General features: G+C 68.7%; 8 protein-coding genes. 4 read left to right on the top strand and 4 right to left on the bottom strand.

All coding sequences use genetic code 11. The features are described from left to right. Positions 1-90 precede the first annotated feature (90 nt). Together CRT60_RS37520 and CRT60_RS11475 are read left to right on the top strand one after the other, a co-directional pair. A complete protein-coding gene (locus tag CRT60_RS37520) occupies positions 91-19,650 on the top strand; it encodes a calcium-binding protein (protein WP_098736556.1) in 19,560 nt (6,519 codons plus the stop codon). 29 nt (positions 19,651-19,679) lie between these two features. Beyond that, the gene (locus CRT60_RS11475; protein WP_098736555.1) at positions 19,680-21,356 is read left to right on the top strand and encodes a tetratricopeptide repeat protein; all 1,677 of its coding nucleotides are present in this window, start codon (positions 19,680-19,682) and stop codon (positions 21,354-21,356) included. A gap of 10 nt (positions 21,357-21,366) precedes the next feature. On the opposite strand, the gene lhpI is transcribed toward CRT60_RS11475, so the two are convergent. Next, positions 21,367-22,287 carry a bifunctional Delta(1)-pyrroline-2-carboxylate/Delta(1)-piperideine-2-carboxylate reductase gene (gene lhpI, locus CRT60_RS11470; protein WP_244592419.1) on the bottom strand — a complete coding sequence of 307 codons (921 nt, stop codon included), beginning with the start codon at positions 22,285-22,287 and terminating at the stop codon, positions 21,367-21,369. A gap of 212 nt (positions 22,288-22,499) precedes the next feature. On the opposite strand from lhpI, the gene CRT60_RS11465 reads away from it, so the two are divergent. Beyond that, positions 22,500-23,057, top strand: coding sequence for a helix-turn-helix domain-containing protein (locus CRT60_RS11465; protein ID WP_098736553.1), 558 nt, complete (start codon positions 22,500-22,502; stop codon positions 23,055-23,057). A gap of 153 nt (positions 23,058-23,210) precedes the next feature. Continuing rightward, on the top strand, positions 23,211-25,520 hold the full coding sequence (locus CRT60_RS11460) for a tetratricopeptide repeat protein (protein WP_098736552.1): 2,310 nt from the start codon (positions 23,211-23,213) through the stop codon (positions 25,518-25,520). Between the two features lie 16 nt (positions 25,521-25,536). On the opposite strand, the gene CRT60_RS11455 is transcribed toward CRT60_RS11460, so the two are convergent. The 3 genes from CRT60_RS11455 to CRT60_RS11445 are packed head-to-tail and all read right to left on the bottom strand — an operon-like array spanning position 25,537 to position 26,939. Then, positions 25,537-25,815 carry a hypothetical protein gene (locus tag CRT60_RS11455; RefSeq protein ID WP_098736551.1) on the bottom strand — a complete coding sequence of 93 codons (279 nt, stop codon included), beginning with the start codon at positions 25,813-25,815 and terminating at the stop codon, positions 25,537-25,539. After that, on the bottom strand, positions 25,805-26,425 hold the full coding sequence (locus CRT60_RS11450; RefSeq protein ID WP_244592418.1) for an RNA polymerase sigma factor: 621 nt from the start codon (positions 26,423-26,425) through the stop codon (positions 25,805-25,807). Before CRT60_RS11450 ends, CRT60_RS11455 begins: the two co-directional genes overlap by 11 nt. 34 nt (positions 26,426-26,459) lie before the next feature. Next, entirely contained in the window at positions 26,460-26,939 is a 480-nt protein-coding gene (locus CRT60_RS11445; protein WP_098736549.1) for a flagellar protein FliS, read from the bottom strand. Positions 26,940-26,955: the final 16 nt, after the last annotated feature.

Here is a 26,955-nt window from a genome sequence, read left to right as displayed (position 1 = left end):
AAGTCCTAAACGCACTCTCCCTTTTTCCGATCCGACCCACCAGCCGCGAGGCCCGGAACAACCGGGCCGACATTTCCGGAGGACAAGCCGATGACCAGCACCGTGACCACCGACGGCGACGATCTGCTGACCGGTGACTGGCGCGCCGACACGCTGAGCGGCGATGCCGGCAACGACACCCTGATCGGCGGCGACGGCAACGACTGGCTGGACGGCGGCGACGGCAATGACCGGCTGGATGGCGGAACCGGCAACAACAGCCTGTTCGGCGGTGCCGGCAACGACACGCTGCTGGGCGGCAGCAACAACGACACGCTGGACGGCGGCGCCGGCAACGACGTGATCTCCGGCGGGACCGGCAACGACCTGATCCGGGGCGGCGACGGTACCGACAGCATCGACGGCGGGGAGAACGACGACAGCATCGACGGCGGCAGCGGCAACGACACCATCGTCGGCGGCGGCGGCCGTGACGTGGTGACCGCCGGCGACGGCGACGATCTGGTGACGGACGGCGCCGGGGTGTGGAGCGACGACCGCTTCGACGGCGGCGCCGGCAACGACACGCTGGAGGGCGGATACGGCAGCGACACCCTGATCGGCGGGGCGGGCAACGACCGGCTGACCGTGGGCGACGATTACAGCGGCGATTATCTCGACGGCGGCGACGGCGACGACACGCTGACCGGCGGGATGGGTGCCGACCGGCTGGCCGACGGCGCCGGAACCGATCTCGTCCGGGCCGGCGGCGGCGACGATCTGCTGGACCATGTCCTGTCGGATCAGGCGGGCAACGACACGCTGGACGGCGGTGCCGGCTATGACCGGCTGCGCGTGGCGCTGACCGCCGGTCAGGTGACCGCCGCCGTCGCCGCCGACCTCGTCCAGCTGGCGGACTTCATCCGCCGCCATGGCGACGACGGCCAGAGCTTCACCGGTCAGGCGATCCGGCTTGTCGCCAACAGCTGGAACGCGCTTGAGGTGACGGTGGACGGCCGGGCGGTGGCGGTCGCCGATCTGGCCGGGATGGTCGTGGCGGCCCCCAACCGGGCGCCGGTTGCCGCCGATCAGGCCTTGAGCGGGACGGAGGACATGCCGGTCACCGGTTCGGTCGGCGCGGTCGATCCCGACGACGACGCGCTGTCCTATGGCGTCGGCGCCGGGCCGGGCCATGGCCGGCTGGTGCTGGAGGCCGACGGCCGCTTCACCTACCGGCCCGATGCGGATTATGCCGGTACCGACAGCTTCCGCATCGAGATCGCCGACGGCCGGGGCGGGGTGACCAGCCAGACGGTCACCGTGACGCTGGCCGGCGTCAACGATGCCCCGACCGGCGTGACGCTCGACGGGGCCGTCATTGCCGAACACGCATCGGCCGGAACCGTCGTCGGCACGGCCCGCGGCAGCGACCCGGACGGCGACGCGCTGACCTACAGCCTGGCCGACGATGCCGGCGGGCGCTTCGCAATCGACGCGGCGACCGGGGTGTTGTCCGTCGCCGCCGGGGCGGAGCTCGACTATGCGCAGGCTCCCGCCCATGCGGTGACCGTCCGCGTCACCGATGCCGGGGGGCTCAGAACCGATCATGTCTTCCACATCGGCGTCACCGCGATCCGAAACGACGGGGCCGCCGACATCGACGGGCTGTCCCCGGCCGACGAGCAGGCGCTGGAGGCCGGCGAGGCGCAGGTCGGCGGCAATGACGCGCTGACGGGCGACTGGCGGGCGGAGACGCTCGATGGCGGCGCCGGGAACGACACGCTGGGCAGCGGCGGCGGTGGCGGCACGCTGCTGGGCGGGGCCGGCGACGACCTGCTGAACGGCGATTGGGGCGAGGACAGCCTGCGCGGCGGATCGGGTGCCGACACGCTGCGGGGCGGATCGCAGAGCGACCGGCTGTCCGGCGGCTCCGGGAACGATTTGCTGGACGGCGGCAGCGAGGACGACACGCTCGACGGCGGGACCGGCAACGACAGCCTGTACGGCGGCAGCGGCGCCGACCTGCTCTATGGCGGCATGGGCGACGATCTGCTGGACGGCGGCACCGACGCCAACCGGCTCTATGGCGGCAGCGGCAACGACACGCTGCTGGGCGGCGACGTGAGCGACACGCTCGACGGCGGCAGCGGCGACGACGTCATCAAAGGCGGCACCGGGGCCGACGTCATCAGCGGCGGTGCCGGCAACGACAGCATCGACGGCGGCGAAAACGACGACAGCATCGAGGGTGGCAGCGGCAACGACACCATCGTCGGCGGCGGTGGCCGCGACATCGTGCTGGCCGGTGACGGCGACGATCTGGTCAGCGACGGTGACGGCGTGTGGAGCGACGACCGTTTCGACGGTGGAGCCGGCAATGACACGCTGGACGGCGGCCTCGGCAGCGACACGCTGATCGGCGGGGCCGGCAACGACCGGTTGACGGTGGGTGCCGATTACAACGGCGATTGGCTGGACGGCGGCGACGGCGACGATACGCTGGTCGGCGGGCTGGGCGCCGACACCCTGCTGGGCGGCTCCGGCAACGACGTGCTGAAGGGAGGCGGCGGCAACGACGTCCTCGACGGCGGCGACGGCATCGACATCGCCGATTATTCCGCCGAGACCGGCGCGATCTCCATCGATCTTGCGACCGGCGAGGTGCGCCATGGCGGCTGGATGGCCGACCGCGTGTCGGGCATCGAGACCATCCTGGCCGGTGGCGGCGCCGACACGCTGGCCGGCGACGGCGGTGACAACAGCCTGTCCGGCGGGGCCGGGGACGACAGCCTGTCGGGCGGGGCGGGGGACGATCTGCTGGACGGCGGCAGCGGTGCCGACCGGCTCGACGGCGGGGACGGCATCGACACCGCCACCTATGCGGCGTCCGGGGCGGGCGTGACCGTCGATCTGGCGGCCGGCACGGGCACCGGCGGCGATGCCGAGGGCGACCGGTTGACCGGCATCGAGACTGTCGTCGGCTCCGCCCACGACGACCGGCTTACCGGCGACGCTGCTGCCAACCGCCTGGAGGGCGGCGACGGTGACGATCTGCTGGCTGGGGCCGGCGGCGCCGACACGCTGATCGGCGGCGAAGGGATCGACACTGCGGATTATTCCGCGTCCGAAGCCGGCGTGACGGTCGATCTCGCGGCCGGCACCGGCCTGGGCGGCGATGCCGAAGGCGATGTCCTGTCGGGCGTCGAAATCCTCACCGGCTCGGCCCAGGGCGACCGGCTGACCGGCGACGGCGGGGCGAATGTTCTGGATGGCGGTGCCGGGGACGACACGCTGGCAGGTGCCGGCGGCGGCGACAGCCTGATCGGCGGCGCCGGCACCGACACTGCCGATTATTCGGCTTCGGCTGCCGGGGTGACCGTCGATCTGGCTGCGGGCACGGCGGCCGGCGGCGATGCCGAGGGAGACGTTCTGTCGGACATCGAGAACCTGACCGGCTCGGATCACGACGATCTGCTGGTGGGAGATGCCAACGGCAACCTGCTCGACGGCCGCGGCGGCAACGACACGCTGATCGGGCTTGGCGGTGCCGACACGCTGATCGGCGGCGACGGCGTCGATCTTGCCGACTATTCGGCATCGGCCGACGGCCTGACCGTCGATCTGTCCAGCGGCGCCGGCATTGGCGGCGACGCGGACGGCGACCGGCTGTCCGGCATCGAGAATCTGACCGGCAGCGCCTTCGGCGACCGGCTGACCGGCGACGCCGGGGCCAACCGCCTCGACGGTGCCGGCGGTGACGACACGCTTGCCGGATTGGGCGGCGCCGACACGCTGATCGGCGGCGATGGCATCGACCTTGCCGACTATTCGGCCTCCGGTGCGGGCGTGGCGGTGGATTTGTCGAGCGGTGCCGGGCTTGGCGGCGATGCCGAGGGCGACCTGCTGTCCGGCATCGAGAACCTGACCGGTTCCGACCATGACGACACGCTGACCGGCGACGGCGGCGCGAACCTGCTCGACGGCGGGACGGGCGACGACCTGCTGGCCGGCGGCGCCGGTGCCGACACCCTGATCGGCGGCGAGGGGGCGGACACCGCCGACTATGCCGCATCGGCCGGCGGTGTTGCCGTCGATCTGGCGGCGGGGACCGGCACCGGCGGCGATGCCGAAGGCGACCTTCTGTCCGGGATCGAGAATGTCACCGGCTCGGCCGGCGCCGACCGGCTGACCGGCGATGCCGGCGCCAACCGGCTGGATGGCGGCGGCGGGGACGACTGGCTGTCCGGTGGTGTGGGAGCCGACACGCTGATCGGCGGCGATGGCATCGACAGCGCCGACTATGCGGCCTCTGCTGACGGCGTCGCGGTGAATTTGGCCGGCGGCACCGGATCGGGTGGCGATGCCGAGGGCGATGTGCTGTCCGGCATCGAGAACCTGTCCGGCTCCGACCATGACGACCGGCTGACCGGCGATGCGAGCGCCAACCGGCTCGACGGGCGCGGCGGCAACGACACGCTCGCCGGGCTGGGAGGTGCCGATACGCTGATCGGCGGCGATGGCATCGACACCGCGGAGTATCTGGCCTCCGCCGCCGCGGTGAGCGTCAGCCTGGCGAGCGGCACCGGCAGCGGCGGCGACGCCCAGGGCGACCGGCTGAGCGGGGTCGAGAACCTGACCGGCTCCGCCTTCGGCGACCGGTTGACCGGCGACGGCGGGGCCAACGTCCTGGACGGTGCCGGCGGCAACGACACGCTGGTGGGCGGGGCGGGCGCCGACACGCTGATCGGCGGGGCCGGCAGCGACACCGCCGACTATTCGGCGTCCGGCGCGGCGGTGACGGTCGATCTGTCTGCTGGCACCGGGATCGGCGGCACGGCTGAGGGGGATGTGCTGATCGGGGTCGAGAACCTGTTCGGTTCGACCCGTGCCGACCTGCTGACCGGCGATGCGCAGGACAACACCCTGCGCGGCGGCGCCGGTGCCGACACGCTGATCGGCGGCGCCGGATCGGACACCGCCGACTACACCGGCTCGGCCGCCGGGGTGACGGTCAGCCTTGCCGATGGAACGGCAACCGGCGGCGACGCCACCGGCGACGTGCTGTCGGGGATCGAGAATTTGACCGGTTCCGCCGCCGACGACCGGTTGACCGGCGATGCCGGTGCCAACCGCCTGCGCGGCGGCAGCGGCAACGACACGCTGATCGGCGGGATCGGCGCCGACAGCCTGAGCGGCGGTGCGGGGATCGACACCGCCGACTATTCGGCGTCGGATGCCGCGGTGTCGGTCAATCTCGCCACCGGCATCGGCCGCGGCGGCCATGCCGAGGGCGACCGGCTGGACGGGGTGGAGAACCTGATCGGCACCGGTCTTGCCGACAGCCTGACCGGCGACGGCGCCGCCAACTATCTGGACGGCCGCGGCGGTGCCGACAGCCTGTCCGGCGGGGCGGGCGACGACACGCTGCGGGTGCTGGACGACGGCTTCGCCGGCATCGACGGCGGCAGCGGCTTCGACACCCTGCGCTTCGAGGGCGAGCGGCTGGTGGTGACCGGCGCCGACGCCGGCGGGGTCCATGGCGTCGAGATGATCGACCTCGGCCATCCGGGCCGCCAGACCCTGATCCTGAACGAGCAGGGCATCGTCGCCGACACCGGCGGGGCGCCGCTCTACGTCACCGGCGACCGCAACGATCTGGTGACCTTCAAGGAGTCCGGCTGGCGCCGCGGCGGCAGCCAGACCATCGGTTCCGTGCTGTACAACCTGTACAGCCGCGGGGCGACCACGGTCTATGTGCAGGACGGCGTGCGCATGTTCGGCGACCTCGTGGTCACCGGCACGGCAGGGGACGATGTCCTGACCGCGCCGTCCGGCGCCGGCCATGTGGTGGTATTCGGCGAGGGCGGCAACGACACGGTGCGGCTCGGTTCCGGCTTCCGGCACGAGATCGCGCATCTGGTGCGGATCGACGACGACCTGCACATCCTGTTCGACGCCCAGGGCGGCCCGGCCGGGGAGGACGGCTATGCCCGCGACCGCATCACCATCATGGGCCATTTCGCCCCGAACGGCGCCGCCGGGGCGGGGGACGGCAGCGTCCGCCAGATCCAGTTCGCCGACGGCGTGGTCTGGCCGGTGTGGGGCGACGACCTGCTGCTGGGCAGCACCGGCGACGACACCGTCGCCATCGAGCCCGGCTTCGCCAGCCACAGCCTGCATGCCGATGCCGGAGTGAACGTCATCCGCTTCGGCGCCGATGTGGGCGCCGACGATCTGCGCCTGTCGCGCAAGGGCGACGACCTGGAGATCCGCATCGCCGGCACCGACCGGTCGATCCTGCTCTTCAACCATTTCTCGGCCGAGGCGCTGGCCGGTGCCGGCAATGGCGGGGTGGAGGCCATCGAACTGGCCGACGGCAGCTACTGGCGCGTGCGCGGCAACGACATCCGCATCGGCAGCAGCGGCGACGACCGCATGGTCTTCGGGCTGGATGGCGGGCAGACGATTCTCTACGGCAGCGCCGGTACCGACACCATTGCCTTCGCGCTGACCGTCGATCCCGACCGCATGCGGCTGACACGCGAGGGCGACGACCTGCGCGTCTCCTATGACGGCAGCGGCGCGTCCTGGCTGATCAAGCAGCATTTCGACGGCAATGCCGATGGCTATCGGACCATCCGCTTCGGCGATGGAACCGAATGGTCCATCGACAATACCCGCCTGATCGCCGGCACCGCCGCCGACGAGCGCGTGGAGGTGGCTGCGGGCCTGGGCGAGCGTGTGCTCGCGACCGGCGGCGGCCGCGACGGGCTGGTCCTGGCCGCCGGCATCGTCCCGTCGCAGGTGGCGCTGCGCCGGGACGGCGACAAGCTGGTCATCCAGATCGGCAATGCCGACGACCGGGTGGTGGTGCTCAACCATTTCAACGACGCGGGCGCCGGCAACGGCGTGCTGCGCAGCCTGACCTTCGCCGACGGGACGGTGTGGCCGCTGGACGGCGGGGCCGGATTCCGCATGGGCGGCGACACCGCCGACGTCTTCGCCTTCAAGCCGGGCGACGGGGCGGTCACGCTGTTCGCCGGCAAGGGCATCGACACGCTGAATCTCGGCTCGGCCATCGGCGCCGACAAGCTGGAGTTCACCCGCGTCGGCGACGACCTCGTCATTTCGGTGAAAGGGTCCGCCGACAAGGTGACGGCGCTGAACCATTTCGCCAGCGGCTGGGGGGCGTCGCTGCTTGAGAATGTCTATGCCGGCGGGCGCTTCTGGAACCTGTCCGATCCCGCCCTGCTGATCGGGGGAGCGGGCGACGACAGCTATACCCTGACGGTCGGCGGCGGTTCCAAATCGATCCTGCCCGGCGGCGGCAACGACCAGATCGTCATCGGTCCCGGCATCGACAAGGCGAGCGTGACCATGCAGCGGGTCGGCGACGATCTGGTGATCGGCCTGCGCACGCTGCCCGACAAGCTGACCGTCCTGAACCACTTCTCCGGCGGGGCGAGCGGCGGCGTGCACACGCTGCGCTTCATCGACGGCGACACCTGGAACATCTGGGGCGCCAGCATCATGGTCGGGACCAGCGCCACCGACACCTTCACCGCCGCACCGGGCATCGGCCATGTGTCGCTCTACCCCGGCGGCGGCAGCGACCGCCTGCGGCTGGGGACCGGCTTCGACAGCCTGGACACGCTGGTGCGCCGGGTCGGCGACGATCTTGAGATCGTCATGCGCGACGGCAGCGACACGGTCAAGGTGCTGAACCATTTCCTGGGCAACGAGGCGCGCGACATCGCCTTCGCCGACGGCAGGATCTGGACGGTCGGCGGTCCCGGCGCCCGCATCGGCACCGACGGTGCCGACCGGTTCGTGCTGTCGCCCGGCTCCGGTGCCGTCGTCGTCTATGGCGGCGGCGGCCAGGGCGGTGGCGACCGCATCGAGGTGGCGCCCGGCATCGACCCGTCCACCGTCCGCCTGACCCGTGTCGGCAACGATCTGCGCGTCACCGCCGGCACCGACAGCATGACCATCGTCAACCAGTTCGCCACCGGCGGCGTGGTGGCGATTCCGGAGATCGTCTTCGCTGGCGGCGTCGTCTGGCCGATCATCGGCACCAACATCTTCATCAGCGGCGGCGGGGCGGAGACGATTCCCGCCGGGCCGATGTACATCTATCCCGGCGCGCCCGGCCAGCATCTGGCCATCGACGCCGATCCGGGCAAGACCCGCATCGTGCGCGTCGGCAACGACCTGCATCTGACCATCGTCGGCCAGCCGAACGAGATGGTCATCGTCAACCATTTCGCCATGAACGGCATCGGCGATCTGGTCTTCAACAACGGCACCACCTGGAACATCCAGGGCGGCAAGGTGCTGATCGGCGGCACCGGCCACGACCAGTTCGTGATCCAGCGCGGCATGGGCGACGTGATCGTCTACCCCGACAGCGCCGGCGACGACACCCTGCGCTTCGTCGATACGGTGGACGGATCCAAGATCCGGGTGGCGCGCATCGGCGACAATCTGCGCATCACCATCGACGGCACCACGGACGCGCTGACCATCGTCAACCATTTCGCCGGCACGCCGATGGACTCGCTGACGCGCCCCGACGGTTCGGTGCTGCCGCTGACCGGCGACAACCTGCTGATCGGCGGCCAGGGCGGAACGGTCTTCCTGGTCGGTCCGGACAGCGGGTCGAAGACCATCTATGCCGAAGGCGGCGACCGCGTGGTGTTCGAGGACATCGACAGCACGGAGGTGCGGCTGATCCGCACCGGATCCGACCTGCAGGTCTTCATCGACCGCACGCAGCAGGTGGTGACCGTCCTCAACTATTTCGGCGGCGTCGGCCAGCTGGACTTCTCCGACGGGCGGGTGTTCGACCTCAACTCGCCCTACACGCTGATCGGCGGTGGGGGCGGCGACCGCTTCACCATCGGCAAGACCGGGCCGGCCACCCAGATCGTCCATGCCGGCGGCGGCGGCAGCCAGATTGTCTTCGGGCCGGACGTTTCGCCCGGCGACGTGACCCTGCGGCAGGACGGCGTCGATCTGGTGGTCGCCTTCATCGGCAGCGGACGCGTCGTGCGCGTCGTCAACCACTTCACCGCTCCCACCGATGGGCTGGCGCGCGGGTTGGACGCCATCACCTTCTCCGGCGGGCTGACGCTCAACCTGCAGGGCGACAGCGTGATGTTCGGCCAGCAGGGAACCGACGATTTCACCATCCTGCCCGGCCAGGGCCAGCGCTATCTCTTCCCCGGCGGCGGCAGCGACCGGCTGTATTTCGGTCCCGGCATCGACCCGGCGCTGGTACGGATGGAGCGCGACGGCGTCAACCTGCACATCTTCACCGACGACGGCAGCGTCGACCTGACGGTGGTCAACCATTTCGGCCCCACCGGGCTGGCGGGCAGCGGGTCCGGCCTGTCCACCGTCCGTTACGACGACGGCCAGAGCTGGGCGGTTGCCGGCAACGGCATCCTGATCGGCAGCCGCGGCAACAACAGTTTCAGCGTCGGTTCCGGCAGCGGCCCGGTGACGATCCATCCGGCGGGCGGCGACAACCGGCTGGTCTTCGGCGCGGGCATCCCGCCGGCCAACCTGCGCTTGGTGCGCGAGCATGACGATCTGCGCATCGTCTCGGCCGACGGCACGATCAACGTGCTGGTGGTCAACCATTTCCTGAACCAGCTCGATGAGATCAACTTCGCGGCCGGGATTCCGTGGGTGCTGGGGGCCGGCAACGTCTTCATCGGCGGCGACGGCCCGTCGGTCTTCCGCTTCGGCAGCATCGACACCGACCTGATCGTCTTCCCCGGCAGCGGCGACACGGTGGGCCTGCCCGACGGGCTGGACTGGAAGGACGTCGTGCTGACGCGGTCCGGCGGCGACCTGATCGTGCAGGTCCGTGCCACCGGCCGGCAGATCCGCGTCGTCAACCATTTCTCGGCCAGCGACGGCACCAGCGGGCTGGCGGGGCTGACCTTCGCCGACGGCACCACCATGCCGCTGGGCGAACTGGCGATGCTGGGCGGCACCGGCGGCGACCTGCTGACCGGGGCGGCGACCGACGACCTGCTGCTGGGCCAGGACGGCGATGACCGGCTGAGCGGCGGCGGCGGCAACGACACGCTGATCGGCGGCATCGGCAACGACACGCTGGACGGCGGGACCGGCAACGATGTCTATGTCTACCGCATCGGCGATGGGCGCGATTACATCCTGGACAGCGCCGGGCTCGACCGCATCGAGTTCGGTCCCGGCATTGGCCGCGGCGATCTCTATTTCGCGCGGTTCGGCAACGACCTCTACATCCGCTTCCGCGGGCGGCCGACCGACGAGATCGTGGTGACCGGCCGCTTCAACGGGGCCGGCGACGGCACCTCCTTCGTGGAGCGGCTGGCCTTCGCCGACGGCACCAGCTTCGACCTGACCCGCACTGACATCGCGCTGGAGACGGTGGCGAACGCAGCCGCGGAGTATCTGCAGGGCTACAATGTCGGCGACCGGATCGAGGGGGCGGCCGGCAACGACACGATCCTCGGCTATGCCGGCAACGACACGCTGATCGGCGGCACCGGATCGGATTCCATCGATGGCGGTACGGGCGACGATCTGATCGACGGCCGCGACGATCCCGGCACCGACGGCGCGAGCGACGTGATCTATGGCCGCGACGGCAACGACACCGTCCTGGGCGGCGGCGGTTCCGATGTCATCTTCGGCGGCACCGGCGACGACAGCCTGTCGGGGGGCGGCGGCAACGACAGCATCGACGGCGAGGACGGTGATGACACCATCGACGGCGGGACCGGTGCCGACTCCATCCGTGGCGGCGGCGGCAACGACGTTTACGTCTACCGCATCGGCGACGGGCGAGACACCATCATCGATGCCGCCGGGTTCGACCGCATCGAGTTCGATCCCGGCATCGGCCGCGGCGATCTCTATTTCGCCCGTTTCGGCAACGACCTCCACATCCGCTTCCGTGGGCGGTCCACCGACGAGATCATCGTCGCCAGCCGCTTCAACGGGGCGGGCGATGGCGCGTCCTATGTGGAGCGGCTGGCCTTTGCCGACGGCACCGGTTTCGACCTGACCCGCACCGACATCGCGCTGGAGACCGATGCGACCAATGCCAGCGAGTATTTGCAGGGCTACAATGTCGGCGACTGGATCAACAGTCGAGGCGGCGACGACACCATCTACGGCTATGGCGGCGACGATACGCTGATTGGCGATACCGGCTGGGAGGTGATGTATGGCGGCGACGGCAACGACCTGATCGATAGCCGCGGCGATTCCGGTACCGATGGCCGTTTCGATCGTTCTTACGGTGAGGCCGGCAACGACACCATCCTCGGCGGCGGTGGCTCCGACGCCCTGTCCGGCGGCACCGGCGACGACAGCATCGAAGGCGGCGGCGGCAACGACAGCCTCTATGGCGACGAGGGCACCGATACCCTGTCCGGCGGCACCGGCGCCGATTTCCTTTCCGGGGGCGATGGCAATGACAGCCTGTCCGGCGGGGTGGGGGCCGACACGCTGGATGGCGGGGCCGGCAACGACCTGCTGGAGGGTGGCGACGGCGACGACAGCCTGCTGGCCGGCGATGGCGACGACACGCTGATTGGGGGCGGCGGCACCGACAGGCTGTTCACCGGAGCGGGCGACGACACGATCCGCTTCGACGGCGGGCGCGAGACCATCACCAACGAAGCCGGCGCCGACACTCTGGAGATCGGCGGCGGGCTGACGCGGGCCGACATGTATTACGCCCGCTTCGGCAATGACCTGTATCTGCGTTTCCGCAACCGAAGCGACGAGGTGGTTCTGACCGGACGCTTCGACAAGGCCGGCGACGGCGTGAGCTATGTCCAGACCGTGCTGTTCGCCAACGGCGACCGCGCCGACCTGTCAGATCCTGCGCTGGTGCTGGAAACGGTGGCGCACGAATACGACGAAACGCTGGAAGGCTACGGCGCCAACGACACCATCAGCGGCCTTGGCGGCACCGACACCATCCTCGGTTATGGCGGCGACGATCTGCTGGATGGCGGGGCCGGCAACGACGTTCTGCTCGGCGGCGCCGGCAACGACCGGCTGCTCGGCGGTGCCGGGGCCGACCGGCTGGAGGGTGGCGACGGCGACGACACGCTGGAGGGCGGCGACGATGCCGACCTGCATTATGGCGGTGCGGGCAACGACCTGATCGTCGGCGGGGCCGGGACCGACTACATGGAAGGCGGAGAGGGTGACGACCGCCTGTCCGGCGACACCGGCAACGACACGCTGTACGGCGACGCCGGCAACGACAGCGTGCAGGGTGGTGACGGCGACGACTTCCTTTCGGGCGGCGATGGCGCCGACACGCTGGAAGGCGGGACGGGGGCCAACACCATCCTGAGCGGCCTGGGCGACGACGTGATCCGCCATGCCGGCGGCCGGGACACCATCACCAACGAGGGCGGCAGCGACGTCCTGGAAATCCGCAGCGGCCTGCGGCGGGAGGACCTGTATTACGCCCGCTTCGGCAACGACCTCTATCTGCGCTTCCGCGGTGCGGCCGACGAGATCGTGCTGAAGAACCGCTTCAACGGTGCGGGCGACGGGGCGAGCTATGTCCAGACCCTGCTGTTCGCCGACGGGCAGCGGGCGGACCTGACCGACCCGACGCTGACGCTGGAAACGCTGGCGACTGCCGGTTCCGAAAAGCTGGAGGGCTACAATGTCGGCGACCTGATCCAGGGCGTCGGCGGCAACGACACGATCTATGGCTATGGCGGGAACGACACGCTGGACGGTGGGACCGGCAACGACCAACTCTATGGCGGGTCGGGCGACGACACGCTGATCGGCGGTGCCGGCGACGACCGGCTGAACGGCGACGATGGCGACGACCTGCTGCAAGGCGGCGACGGCAACGACAGCCTGACCGGCGGGGCCGGCGATGACACCCTGATCGGTGGCGTGGGAGCCGACCAGTTCTATGGCGGCGACGGCAACGACCTGATCGACAACCGGGACGATGCCGGCACTGGGGCGTCGCTGAACGTCGCCTATGGCGAGGCGGGCAACGACACCATCCTCGGCGGCGACGCGGCCGAGACCTTCTCCGGCGGGGATGGCGACGACCGGCTGGAGGGCAACGCCGGCAACGATTGGCTGGAGGGCAATGCCGGCGACGACAGCCTGCTGGGTGGCGACGGCAACGACAGCCTTCAGGGCGGTGACGGCGCCGACACTCTGGAAGGCGGGGCGGGCGCCAATAGCATCCTGACCGGCTTGGGCGACGACGTGATCCGCCATGCCGGCGGCCGGGACACCATCACCAACGATGGCGGCAACGACATCCTGGAGATCCGCACCGGGCTGCGGCGGGAGGATCTCTATTTTGCCCGTTTCGGCAACGATCTCTATCTACGCTTCCGCGGTGCGGCCGACGAGATCGTGCTGAAGAACCGCTTCAACGGCGCCGGTGACGGGGCGAGCTATGTCCAGACCCTGCTATTCTCCGATGGACAGCGGGTAGACCTGACCGACCCGACGCTGACGCTGGAGACGTTGGCGACCGCGGCTTCCGAAAAACTGGAAGGCTACAATGTCGGCGACCTGATCCAGGGCGTCGATGGCAACGACAGCATCTATGGCTATGGTGGGAACGACACGCTGGACGGTGGGACCGGCAACGACCAGCTCTATGGCGGGTCGGGCGACGACACGCTGATCGGTGGGGTCGGTGCCGACCGCCTTGAAGGCGGTGACGGGCTCGACACGCTGGATGGCGGTGAGGGGGATGACACGCTCTATGGCGATGCCGGAGACGACACCCTGATCGGCGGGGCCGGCATCAACACGCTTTATGGCGGAACCGGGAGCAACGTCATCCGGTTCGACGGCGGTCAGGACATCGTCTACAACACTGGCGGCAACGACGTCATCGAACTGGATGCGTCCTTCGACAGGAGCACGCTGTATTACGCCCGCTTCGGCAACGACCTTTACGTGCGCTTCACCGGGCGGACCGACCAGATCATCGTCAAGGACCGCTTCAACGGTGCCAGCGACGGTGCCGCCTATGCCCAGACCTTGCGCTTTGCCGACGGATCGCTGGAGGATATGACGCGGCAGGATCTGGTGATCCAGACGATCGGCGGCGCAGGAAGCGAGAAGCTGGAAGGCTACAACGTCGGCGACACCATCGACGGGCAGGCTGGCAACGATACGATCTATGGCTATGGCGGTGAGGATACGCTGACGGGCAGCGCCGACCAGGATTACCTGGATGGCGGCGACGGTGAGGACGTGGTCGACGGCGGGGACGGCAACGATATGGTCTTCGGCCGAAACGGGAACGACACGGTTGTCGGTTCCGCTGGAGAAGACCGTTTGTGGGGCGACGAGATATCGACTGCCGGAAACGAGGTGATAACCGTTCGACTGAGGCTCGGTGGGCATACCGTTAATGGCTGGCCTCGCGTCATCGTGACGCTCGACGGCAACGTCGTCATGGACGAGACAATCAATGTTTACTATTCGCACCTCGATCCGACGGGAAATTACATTCAGTATGTCGGTCAGCTAAGGGACTACCGCCTCACCATACGGGACGTGAGCGAAGCCAGCCGTCTGAAAATCAGTATTGTCAATAACAACTGGGGGCAGTGGCGGGCCAGCAACGCGGTCTTCATTGCCGGTGTAGAGGTGGATGGATATCCCATATCCGCCGGCTTCTATATCTGGGAGAACTATTCACCGGTAGAGTGGTCTCTGAATTCGCTTCTACCGTCTCCTTCCGCGTCTCCCGAAATTGGCAACGACGTCGTTGACGGCGGCACTGGCAACGATGCGCTCAGCGGCGGACAAGGCAACGACAGCTTGTCAGGCGGTGCCGACAACGACACCATCCTCGGCGGGGCCGGCGACGACACCATTCTGGGCGGCGCCGGGTCCGACGAGATGCACGGTGGTGCCGGCGACGACCTGATTGACAATCGCGATGATCCGGCCGCAGGCGGCGTAAACGATGCGTCCTATGGCGGGACTGGCAACGACACCATTTATGGCGGCGGCGGGGTCGATGTCGCTTATGGCGGCGCCGGAAACGATCTGATCGACGGCGGTGGCGGCAACGATTACCTCTATGGTGAGGACGGCAACGATACGTTGGACGGCGAGGCCGGCAACGACACCATCGACGGCGGGGCCGGCGACGACGTGATCCGCTTCTCCTCCGGTGACGGCGTGGACAGCATCACCGGCGGTGGCGGCAACGACGTGCTGGTGCTGGGTGCCGGACTGAACCGGGACCGGATGTACCTCTCGCGCATCGGCACCGACCTGCATCTGAACTTCCGCGACACCGGCGACCGCATCGTCCTGGCCGGCCGGTTCAGCGGCGAGGGCGACGGTGCGAATTTCGTGCAGACCGTGACCTTCGCCGATGGCAGCACCATCGACCTGTCCGCCCAGACCATCGTGATGGAAACCCATGGGCAGCCGACGGCGGAAACCTTCTACGGATACAGGGCCAACGACACCATCGACGGTGGCGGCGGCAACGACACCCTGTACGGCTATGCCGGCGACGACCTGCTGATCGGCGGGGACGGCAATGATGCGCTGTATGGCGGAATCGGTGCGGACCGGCTGTATGGCGGTGCCGGCGCCGATTATTTCGAAGGCGGCGACGGCGACGACAGCCTGTCCGGCGGCACCGACAACGACACGCTGTACGGTGGTGCCGGCAACGACACGCTGTTGGGCGGCACCGGTGCCAATTCCATCGACGGCGGTGCCGGCAACGACAGCATCGTTTATGAAGGCGGCGCCGACACCGTGGTCGGAGGCGGCGGCAATGACGAGTTGGTCTTCGGCGAAGGCTACGACCAGGCTGGCCTGCGGCTGGAGCGGTTCGGCAAGGACCTCCATCTGGTCTTCGATGCTCTCGGCAAGCGGATCGTCGTCGCCAACCGCTTCAACGGCAATGGCGAGGGGGCGAGCTATGTGCAGACCCTGCGCTTCGCCGATGGCGGAACGGTGGATCTGTCCAGAGCCGACCTGTTCATCGCCACGCGCGACAGCGACGTTGGGCATGTGCTGGAAGGCTACAATGCCGGCGACGAGATCCGTGGCAACGGCGGCACCGACGCGATCTATGGCTATGGCGGCAACGACACGCTGTATGGCGGCACCGGCGCCGATGCCCTTTACGGCGGCGATGGCGACGATCTGATCGACAGCCGGGACGACACGGCCAGCGGCGACAGTGCGTATGGCGAGGCGGGGAACGACACGCTTTATGGCGGTGCCGCCAACGATGCGCTCTATGGCGGCGATGGCGACGACCTGATCGAGGGCAATGCCGGCAACGATTCCATCAAGGGCGATGACGGCAGGGACAGCCTATCCGGCGGTGCCGGTGTCGACACATTGTATGGCGGCGCCGGCAACGACACTCTGAATGGCGATGACGGCAACGATATCCTGTATGGCGACGCCGGCGACGACAGCCTGCTGGGCGGGGCCGGGGTCGACACGCTGTATGGCGGTGCCGGTGCCGACATCCTGTCGGGCGGGGACGATGCCGATTCACTTTACGGCGAGGACGGCAACGACACGCTGGCCGGCGGTGCCGGCGCCAACTGGATCGTCACCGGGGCCGGCGACGACCTCGTGCTTTACCAGGGCGGCGCCGACACGGTGACCGGCGGCGGCGGCAACGACACGCTGTCCTTCGGTGAAGGCTATAGCAGCGACGATCTGCGGTTCGAGCGTTACGGCAACGACCTGCATGTCCGCTTCAACGGCAAGACCGACCGGATCGTCGTCGCCAACCGGTTCAGCGGTGCCGGCAACGGCACCAATTACCTGCAAACCCTGCTGTTCGCCGATGGAAGGACCGTCGATCTGAGCAATCCGGGCCTCATCATCGACACTTGGGACGATGCCGCGGCCCGCACGCTTGAGGGCTATGCCGCTTCGGACACCATCCGTGGCGGTGGCGGCAACGACAGCATCTATGGCTATGGCGGTGACGACATCCTGTATGGCGGGGCGGGAAGCGATCAGGTGTTCGGCGGCGCCGGCAACGACCTGCTCGACAACAGCGACGACATCAACGGCAACGATACGCTTTCCGGCGACGATGGCGACGATACCCTGCGCGGCGGTGGCGGCGGCGAAACCCTTTACGGTGGCACCGGCGACGATCTGCTCGACGGAGGTGCCGGCAACGACGCCCTGTCGGGCGGTGACGGCGCCGACACGCTGCTGGGCGGCACCGGCAACGACGCCCTGGCGGGCAACAACGGTTCCGACGAACTGTATGGCGGCGACGGCATCGACACGCTCAACGGCGGGGCCGGCAACGATTTCCTCTATGGCGAGGCGGGCGACGACAGCATCCAGGGGGGCGACGGGGACGACATCATCCAGGGCGGTGCCGGCAACGACCTTCTCTATGGCGAGGCGGGCAACGACACCATCCAGGGCGGTGCCGGCGACGACAACATCGATGGCGGCGCCGGCGACGATCTGGTGATTTACGATGGCGGCCGGGACACCATCATCGGCGGCGGCGGCAACGACACGCTGTTGTTCGGCGAGGGGTTTGCGGCCGACCAGCTTCAGATCGCGCGTTTCGACAACAATCTGGTGCTGCGCTTCCGCGACCGGCCCGAGCAGGTGGTCATCTCCAACCGCTTCAGCGGTGCTGGCAACGGCAGCAACTATCTGCAGACCGTCCGCTTCCAGGACGGGACGGAGGTGCTGCTGTCGGATCCGGCCCTGCGGTTGGAAACCATCGGCGGCGCCGGCAACGATGCGCTGTTCGGCTATGCGAACGGCGACCTGCTCGACGGACGGGGCGGCAACGACGTGCTGGCCGGCTATGCCGGCAACGACACGCTGATCGGCGGCACCGGCCGCGACGAACTGCATGGCGGCGACGGCGACGATCTGCTGGACAGCCGGGCCGACGTTGCCGGTTCCGGCGACTTCGACGTCGCCTATGGCGAAGGCGGCAACGACACCCTGCTGGGCGGCGGCGGCAACGACAGCCTGTCGGGCGGCGTCGGCAACGACACCATCGACGGCGGCGATGGCGACGATGTGCTTGCCGGCAATGCCGACGACGACCGGCTGACCGGCGGGGCTGGCGCCGACACGCTGGTCGGCGGCACCGGACGGGACGTGCTGGAGGGGGGCGACGGCAACGACAACCTGATCGGCGATGCCGGGTCGGGAAGCGGCACATACCTGTTCGATTCGATGTCTACGGTGTTCAATGGCGCTTTTTCAGTCACCTGGACGACGCAGGACTATGTTCCACGCTTGACCGGCGACGTGAATGGCGACGGCCGGGCGGACATCGTCGGTTTCTCCAGCACTTCGGTTCAAATTGCCCTTGGCAAGGCGGATGGCAGCTTCGGGCCGGTCCAGGTCGCCTACAATGGGGATTTCACGCCCGGTTATAACGGCTGGAACAGCCAGAACGTCACTCCCCGAATGCTGGCCGATGTCAATGGCGATGGACGAATGGACATCGTTGGCTTCGCCAGCAACGAAGTGCGGGTGGCTCTGGGCAAGGCGGACGGCACCTTCGCAACCGCACAGAGGGCGCTGACCGGAAATCTCACCTATGGCACCACCTGGACCAGCATGAGCCAATATCCCCGACTGCTTGGGGATGTGAACGGTGACGGCAGGGCGGACATTGTAGGCTTCTCCAGCGTCGGCGTGGTGACCTCCCTGGGGCAGGCGGACGGAACTTTCGGGGCCGTCAATCTCGCCTACAACGGCAGCTTCACCACCGGCTACGGTTGGACCAACGGCAACGACTATCCCCGTCTTCTGGGCGACGTCGACGGCGATGGCATGGCGGACATCGTCGGTTTCGGTGGCGATCAGGTCTTTATTGCGCAGGGGCGGGCCGATGGCACGTTCGCCCCGATGAAAGTCGCCTACAGCGATAACTTCACCAAAAACACCGGCGGGTGGACAAGCCAGGACCAATATCCCCGTGAACTGGCCGATGTGAATGGCGACGGCCGGATGGACATCGTCGGCTTCGCCAGCAACGGGGCTTACGTGTCATTCGGTCAGGCGGACGGCACTTTCAGTCGGATGCGCATCGGCACAAGCGACTATGGCTACAACGGCTGGAGCAACTACAATACCTACCCCCGTCAGCTCGCCGATGTCGACGGCGACGGACGGGCCGACATCGTCGGGTTCGCCTCCAACAGCGTCGTGGTTTCCAGGTCGGTGCTCAACGACGACACCTTGAGCGGCGGTGCCGGGGACGACACGCTGGCCGGCGGGCTGGGCGACGATGTCTACCGGTTCGGACGCGGGGATGGGCGCGACCGCATCGTCGAGAACGATGGCGACATCGACCGTGACCGGCTGGTGTTCGACGCCGGCATCGATGCCCACCAGCTCTGGTTCACGAAATCGGGCACCGATCTGGAGGTTCAGGTGGTCGGTACGGCCGACAAGGTGACCATCGCCGGCTGGTACAGCGGCGTCGAGCATCAGATGGACAGCATCGAGACAGCCGACGGAAGCGTGCTGCTGGACTCCATGGTGGACCGGCTGGTGCAGGCCATGGCAGGGTTCGCTCCGCCGGCGGCCGGCACGATGAGCATCGATCCCGATGCCTTGCCGCAGGTCGAGGCCGCCATCACCGCCGCCTGGCGGTGAGAGGCCTCTGACGGAAGGGAAAGACGGGCATGGATCTCGGTCAGATCATCCGCAGTCACCAGCAGGGCGATCTGACACAGGCGGAGGCGGGATACCGTGCGTTCCTGGCGGCCATGCCCGGACATCTCCAGGCGCTCCAGATGCTGAGCCTGTTGCTGATGCAGACCCGGCGTCCGGGCGAGGCCGCCTGCCATTTCCGCCAGGTGGCGGCGGCCCAGCCCGACAGCCCCGATCAGTGGGCCAATTATGCCAGCCTACTGCGCGGGGCCGGCCGGCTGGAGGATGCCGACCATGCCTGCCGGCGGGCCCTGGCACTGGCGCCGGCCCATGCGGCGGGGGCCTACAATCTGGCGAACCTCCTCGCCGCCCCGCCGCCGGCCGGCACCGGATCGCCCCTGGAGTCGGCCGCCTGGTACCAGCGCATCCTGGCCGTGGTGCCCGACCACAAGCAGGCGCGGAACAATCTGGAGGTTCTGCGCCGCAAGGAGGCCGGCCGGCTGGAGGTCGCCGCCCGCCGTGTTGTGGCGCTCGACCCGCAGTCGGTGCGCGGACATGACGCCCTTGCCCGGTTGCACCAGTACCGCAGCGGGCTGCTGGACTGGACGCCGGGGAAGGCGATGACGCTCGATCTCGATCTGGCGGTGAAGGCCTTCGATCATCTGCACCGGGTCCAGACGATTCATCCCGACGAGCCGGGAAGCCTGCGTCTGTCGCTGGCGCTGGCGCTCGACCTGTTCCAGTTGGGTGCGCTTGACGACCGCCGGCTTTCATGGGCGGCACGGGCGGCGTGGCGGCGCCTGCGCGGCGATCCCAAGGATGCCCTGGCCGCCTCGATTGTCGGCTATCACGTCTATCGCCGGGGACGCCTGACCCTTGCATCGAAGCTGCAGATGAGATTCGCCGCCCGTTTTGCCGCTGCCGACCTGCGGGATGCCGGCGAACTCGGCTCCTGGTCGATGCTGCGGGCGGACGATGCGTTCTTCGAAGGCTTGGCTTCGCTGGACAGCGTCATCGCCCGGCTGCCGGAGATGAGCATTGTGGCGGATCTGCCGGAAGGAGACGGCCCCGTCATCATGGTGAGCGGCGATGAGCACTATGTCCGCCGCTTTGCGCCCGACCTTCTCCGTTCCATCGGCCAAACCAGTCCGGGTGCATCGGTCGTCCTGAACGTGGTGTCGCCGACGCCCTCGCTGTTGGGGATGCTTGGGGAATGGCGGCGGCTCTATCCGCTGTCCATTGGCCTGTCCACCGAGCAGCCGGACCTGACCGCCTGTTCACATGCCCAGCGCGTCACCTATTACGCCTGCGCGCGTTTCATCCGCGTCCAGCAATGGCACCGGCATCTTGGCCGGCCGCTGATCCTGGTCGATCTGGACGCCACCACCCGGAGCGATCTGCGGACGCTTGCCAGGGACATGACCGGCTTCGATCTCGGCGTCCTGCACGACCGGCGCCGTCGCGGACCGTTTCGCGAGATCGTCGTCTGCTTCGTCTATTACAACGACACCCCACTCGCCGGGCAGTATCTGGCGACGGTGGCGGCCTATATCGGCCATTTCCTGCTGCAGGGCCGGCCGCAGTGGATGCTCGACCAGACCGCCCATCTGGCCGTGCTGGACTGGTTGGGCCGCCACCGGCCGGACCTGCGCATCCACTGCTACGACTTCCAGAATTTTCCCCACTGCGCCTTCATCGGCGAGAAGTAGCCCCGGCGCCTCACGCCGGAATGCGGCTCTTCAGCGCGCAGCGCGCGGCGGCGAGGTCCCAGGCGGCGCAGCCGACGCTCTTGAACAGGCGGGGGCGATCCGTCATGCCGACCGCATCCAGCGCATCGGCCAGCGAGCGTCCGCTCGTCCAGTCGAAGCCGGCCTGGATCAGGTCGCCGGCCTCATGGCGCGCGCCGGCCGGGTCGTCGATGAAGACGTCGCTGCCATGGATGGAGGTCGGGCCGAATTCGGCCATCTCCGGTTTGAAGGCGCCGACGCCGACCAGCAGCCGGTCCGGCCGCGGTGCTTCGTCATAGACCGGCACGAGGCTGGTCGTCAGGGTGATGACGACATCGACGGCGGGGTCCACCGCCCCGGAGGCCGGACGCAGATCGATCCCAGCCACGCCGGAGGTCCGCCAGAAGGACTGGCAGGCCTTTTCCCGCCGACCATGCACGTCGACGCGGATGCCGGGATGGAGCGATGCCAGCGCCTCGACATGATACGCGGCCTGCTTGCCAGTGCCGAACAGGGCGACCCGCTGCGGAGGACGCCGGGCGAGCGTCCGGATCGCCAGCATCGACACGGCGGCGGTGCGGCGGCCGGTGACCGTCGGCCCGTCGAGGATCGCCAGCGGGGCCCCGGTGGCGCCGTCATAGGCGGCGACTACGCCATGGATGGTCGGCAGCCCGAGCGTTCCATTGCCGGGGCAGACGTTGACCAGCTTGTGGATGCCGATATCCCCGGCCGTCGCCGGCATGGACAGCAGGACGCCATTCTGCGGCAGCGGCAGGACCTGCCGTTCCGGGCTGTGGATCCGGCCGGCGGCATAGTCGCGGGCGGCATCGGCGATGGCATCGCACAGGGGAGCGAAAGGCAGGAGTTCGGCGGTTTCCGCGGGCGACAGCATGGACAGGGCGGCTGTGGTCAAGGCGATGCTCTCCTCGCGACGGATGGGCGTCAGGGACCGTCACGCTATATCCGCTCCGGATCATACGCTACAAAATTTTCGTATAAGAAAAATTTTCGCCGGCTATACTCCGTCGGCCGGCCGGGCCGGTCGCATCAAGTCGGGAAGACAGCGTGGGCGGATCATCACAGCGAACCGGACGGGACGGGCCAGGGCCGAACGGCGCCACGGGCATGCTTGCGCCGACGCTGAAGCGGCTGCGGGCAGCCTCACGGCTCACGCTTCAGCAGCTGAGCGAGCGGTCCGGCGTCTCGGTATCGACCCTGTCGAAGATCGAGAACGGGCAGTTGTCGCCGACCTACGAGAAGATTGCCGCACTGGCCTCCGGCCTGGGGGTTGAGGTGGGAGAACTGTTCGGTCAGGTTCCGAAGCCGACCCCGCTGGGCCGCCGCAGCGTCACCAGGGCCGGCGGCGGTGCGGTGCACGAAACCGACCAGTACCGGTATGAGGCGGTGAACGCCGACCTGCCCGGCAAGCGGTTCGTCCCGCTGGTGACCACGATCAAGGCACGCAGCATCCAGCAATTCGGCGAGCTTTCCCGCCATGATGGCGAGGAGTTCATCTATGTGCTGGACGGCGAGGTGACGGTTCACAGCGATTACTACACGCCCCTGACCCTGTCCAAGGGCGATTCCTGCTATTTCGACAGCGCCATGGGGCATGCCTGCATCTCCGGCGGCGAAGAGGATGCACGGGTTCTCTGGGTCTGCTCGCACAGCTCGCTCGCCTGATCCATCGGGGCCCGGCTCATAAAAGTACGGAGGGCAGCGGAAAAGTTGCAGGCCCGCGCAGGAGTCCGATGTCGGCACCGTAACAAGGAACAGACGCGGCCCCGGATGCCCCAGGATGCCGCTGACCAGTTCATTTGACGGAACGGCGACGACATGGACGGGAACGCGACACGGCGTACCGACGGATTGCTGCGCCTTGCGGTCCAGCACCACAATGCCGGACAGACCGAGCGGGCGGAGCGTTTCTATCGCGAGATCCTGCGGATCGACCCGACGCATGGCGACGCCGCCCATCTGCTGGGCCATATCGCCTTTCAGGATGGGCGGCGCACCGACGCCACCCGTCTGTTCGACACTGCGGCGCGCTCCAACGCGCTGGTCGGCTCCTATCATCTGGCATTGGGGCAGGCGCTGATGGAGGAGGGGCGGGTGACCGCGGCGCTTGCCAGCGCCCGCCGGGCTCTCGCCGTCAACCCGGACGACGCCGATGCGCTGTGCCTGCTTGGCGCCATCGCCGGGCGGCAGGCGCGGCCGGGGCCGGCCCTGCGCTGCTACCGCGCGGCGGCCCGTCTGGTGCCGGGTGCGGCCGAACCGCGGCTCGGCATGGGCCGCGCGCTGGAGGATTTGCGGCAGGCCGGTGCCGCCATCGGCTGCTACCGTCTGGCGGCGAGGCTGCGGCCTCAGGATGCCGCCACCCGGATCGCGCTGGCCAACGCATTGCGCCGCTGGGGTGCGGTGGCCGAGGCCGCCGCCGCGTATCGGGAGGCCATCGGGCTGGGCGCCGATACCGGATCGGTCTGGGCCAATCTGGGTGCCGCGCTCCAAGGAACGGGCCGGCTGGCCGAAGCGGAAAACGCCTATGGCGAGGCGTTGCGTCGCCAGCCCGACCATGCCGAGACACGCAACAATCTGGGCCTGCTGCTGCATGCGCTCGGCCGTCATGCGGAGGCGCGCGAACGGTTCCGGACCGCATTGGCTCTCGATCCCTGCCATGTGCCGGCCCTCGTCAATCTCGGGCTGGCGGAGGCCGCGCTCGGGGAGTATGGCCGTGCTGAGCGCTGGCAGCGCCGCGCCATCGCCCGCGATCCCGGCCAGGCGGAGGCCTGGAACAATCTCGGCAACGCCTGCAAAGCGCAGGCGCGTCCGGTGGAGGCGGAAGCCTGCTGGAAGCGGGCGCTGGCGCTCAACCCCGCCTTCGCCGATGCGCTGGGCAATCTCGGCGCCGACCTGTCCGACCGCGAAGACTTTGCCCCGGCGACGGTGCAGGTGCGCCGCGCCATCCGGCTGATGCCCGGCCATGCGCCCTTGCATGCCGTGCTGGCCTATGCGCTGAACGGCGCCCAACGGCCGGGCGAGGCCGCCGCCGCCTGCCGCCGGGCATTGGCGCTGGCACCGTCGCTGGCCGATCCGCTCTGCACCCTGGGTTTGGCGGAGCAGCGGCAGGGGCGTGCCGACGCCGGCCGCTGGTTCGAGCGGGCGGTCGCCGCCACCCCCGGCCATGCGCTGGCCCGCTTCAACCGCGGCCTGCTGTCGCTGGAGCGCGGCGCGCTGAGCGCCGGCTGGGCCGACTACGCCTTCCGCTTCAAGGCCGGCCGCGTCCGCCCGGAACGGCGCTTCACCATTCCCGAATGGGCGGGCGAGCCGCTGGCCGGCAAGCGCCTGTTCGTCTGGCGCGAGCAGGGGGTGGGCGACGAGTTCCTGTTCGCATCCTGCTATCCCGACCTGATCAAGATGGCGGGGCATGTGGTGATCGAGTGCGAGCGCCGGCTGGTGCCACTGTTCGCCCGCTCCTTCCCGAAGGCGACCTTGCGGGCCGAACAGCCGCCTTGTGGGCTGATGGAAGCCGAGACGGTCGATTGCGATTATCACATCCCCGCCGGCTCGGTCCCCCGTCTGCTGCGGGACCGGCTGTCGGCCTTCCCGACGCGGTCCTGCTGGCTGTTCGCCCAAGGTGGCCGCGTCGCAGATTGGCGCGAGCGGCTGGACGGTGCCGGCGACACCCTGCGCGTCGGCATCAGCTGGCGCAGCCAACTGATGACCGCCGACCGCCGCAGCGCCTATCTGCCGCTGGACGCCTGGGGCTCGGTCTTCTCCGTGCCCGGCGTGACCTTCGTGAATTTGCAATATGACGAGTGCCAGCGCGAAATCCTGGCGGCGGAACGCCGGTTCGGACAGCCGATCTATGGCTGGAGCGGGCTCGACCTGCGCGACGATTTCGAAGAGACGGCGGCGCTGGTCTCGACACTCGACCTCGTCATCGCGCCGGCGAATTCGGTAGCGGAGCTTGCCAGTGCGCTGGGCGTGCCGGTCTGGCGTTTCGGCCATCGCGACTGGACGCAGCTCGGCACCGCCGGGCGGCCCTGGTATCCGTCGATGCGCCTGTTCCAGCCGCTGGGCGGCCAGGGGCTGGAACAGGCTCTTGAGCGCATTGCGGTGGAACTGCGCCGGGTGACGGCGAAGTGACGGCTACATCAGCCGGCTACATCAACCGGGGCGGCTGATCGCCATCCTCGTCAAAGCCGCGGTCGGACGGCGGCAGACGGAAAGCCGCGGCAAAGATGCGGTCGGCGAGGCCTGGCGGCGGGCGGTCTTCGGAATGGCCCAGCGCCAGCTCCATCGTCACCATCTCGTCCAGCATCGCCTGCGCCTTGACCGAACGCAGAAGAAGGCGCCGCGCGTCCCTGGCCGCGTCGGCCGGCCAAAGGGCGAGGTCGCCTCCGTGACGATCGAGCCGATCGCGAAACTCCTCATCCGTCATCGAAGGAATCCCTGGCCGCCTGCGCACTGGCGCGCAGAAGCAGCCGAAGCTGCTGGCGCGCGCGTTTCAACAGCGACTCTACAGCACCTATGCTGATTTGCATAACGCTGGCGATGTCGGCGTTGCTTAAATTCTCGTAATAAAACAGGGTCACGGCCGCGCGCTGCTGCGGGGTCAGCCTGTCCTGGGCCTCCAGCAGCCGGGCGGCGACCTGCCGGCGATGGATGGTGCTGACCGCATCGGGCGCGCTGTCCGACGGCTCCGCCACGGTTTCCAGATCCTGGCCGACCGGCCGGCGCTTGTGGTCGATGCAGCGGTTCACCACCACCCGGTAGAGCCAGGTTGTGAAGCGGGCGCCGCCGTCGTCGTTCCATTGGCTGCGGCGCTGCCAGACCTGGAGGAAGGCATCCTGCACCACATCCTCCGCCTCAGCCTCGTTGCCGGTCAGGCGGCGGGCCAGGGCGTAGGTGCGCTTCAGGTGGCGATGAACCAGCGTCCGGTAAGCCGTCTGGCTGCCGGAGCGGATTTGCGCCATCAGTGCTTCGTCGCTGTCCTCGTCCACAGGGATGATGACGCCGGAGGCTGATCCCCGGCTCAGATCCCTGGACATGGAGCGCCCGGCACCGGAATCCTCGCAAGGACGGTCAAGCCGAGAGTCCGCCATTTGCATGATCCATCGTTCTCCCGACGACGGATGCATGCGGCCCTTTGGCCGTGGCACCGACGACAGTGGATGGCCCGCCGCGTTCTGCGGCGACGGCCTGCCAAGCCTTCAGCATGAAGGACGTCTGGCGGATGAGCGAGTCACAGGCCGCCACCGGATCCTTCCGGCTGGCGGCGGCGCCGGCCTGCGCGATCAGCCGGTGGTAGAACCGGCGAAGCGTCAGCGCGACATCCTCATTTTTGTCGAAAACCAGAATGGAATCAAGGCCCGCGAACACCATGACGGCGTTTCGGATCGCGGTGTGGTGCGCTTCGAACCGGCGCTCCGCGGCGGCGTCGCGGGCGGCGTACAAATGGGTCATCGCCCGCTCGTACAGCCGCACCACCGCCGTCAGCGGCGGCACCGCGCTGTTGGCGACGGCATAGGCGTTCAGGGCCTTCGAATAGGCGGAATTGCGCATGGCGCCAAATCCTCGT

It is taken from the genome of Azospirillum palustre (genome assembly GCF_002573965.1).
Taxonomy (GTDB): Bacteria; Pseudomonadota; Alphaproteobacteria; order Azospirillales; family Azospirillaceae; genus Azospirillum; species Azospirillum palustre.
This window is presented reverse-complemented; position numbering and strand designations above follow the sequence as displayed.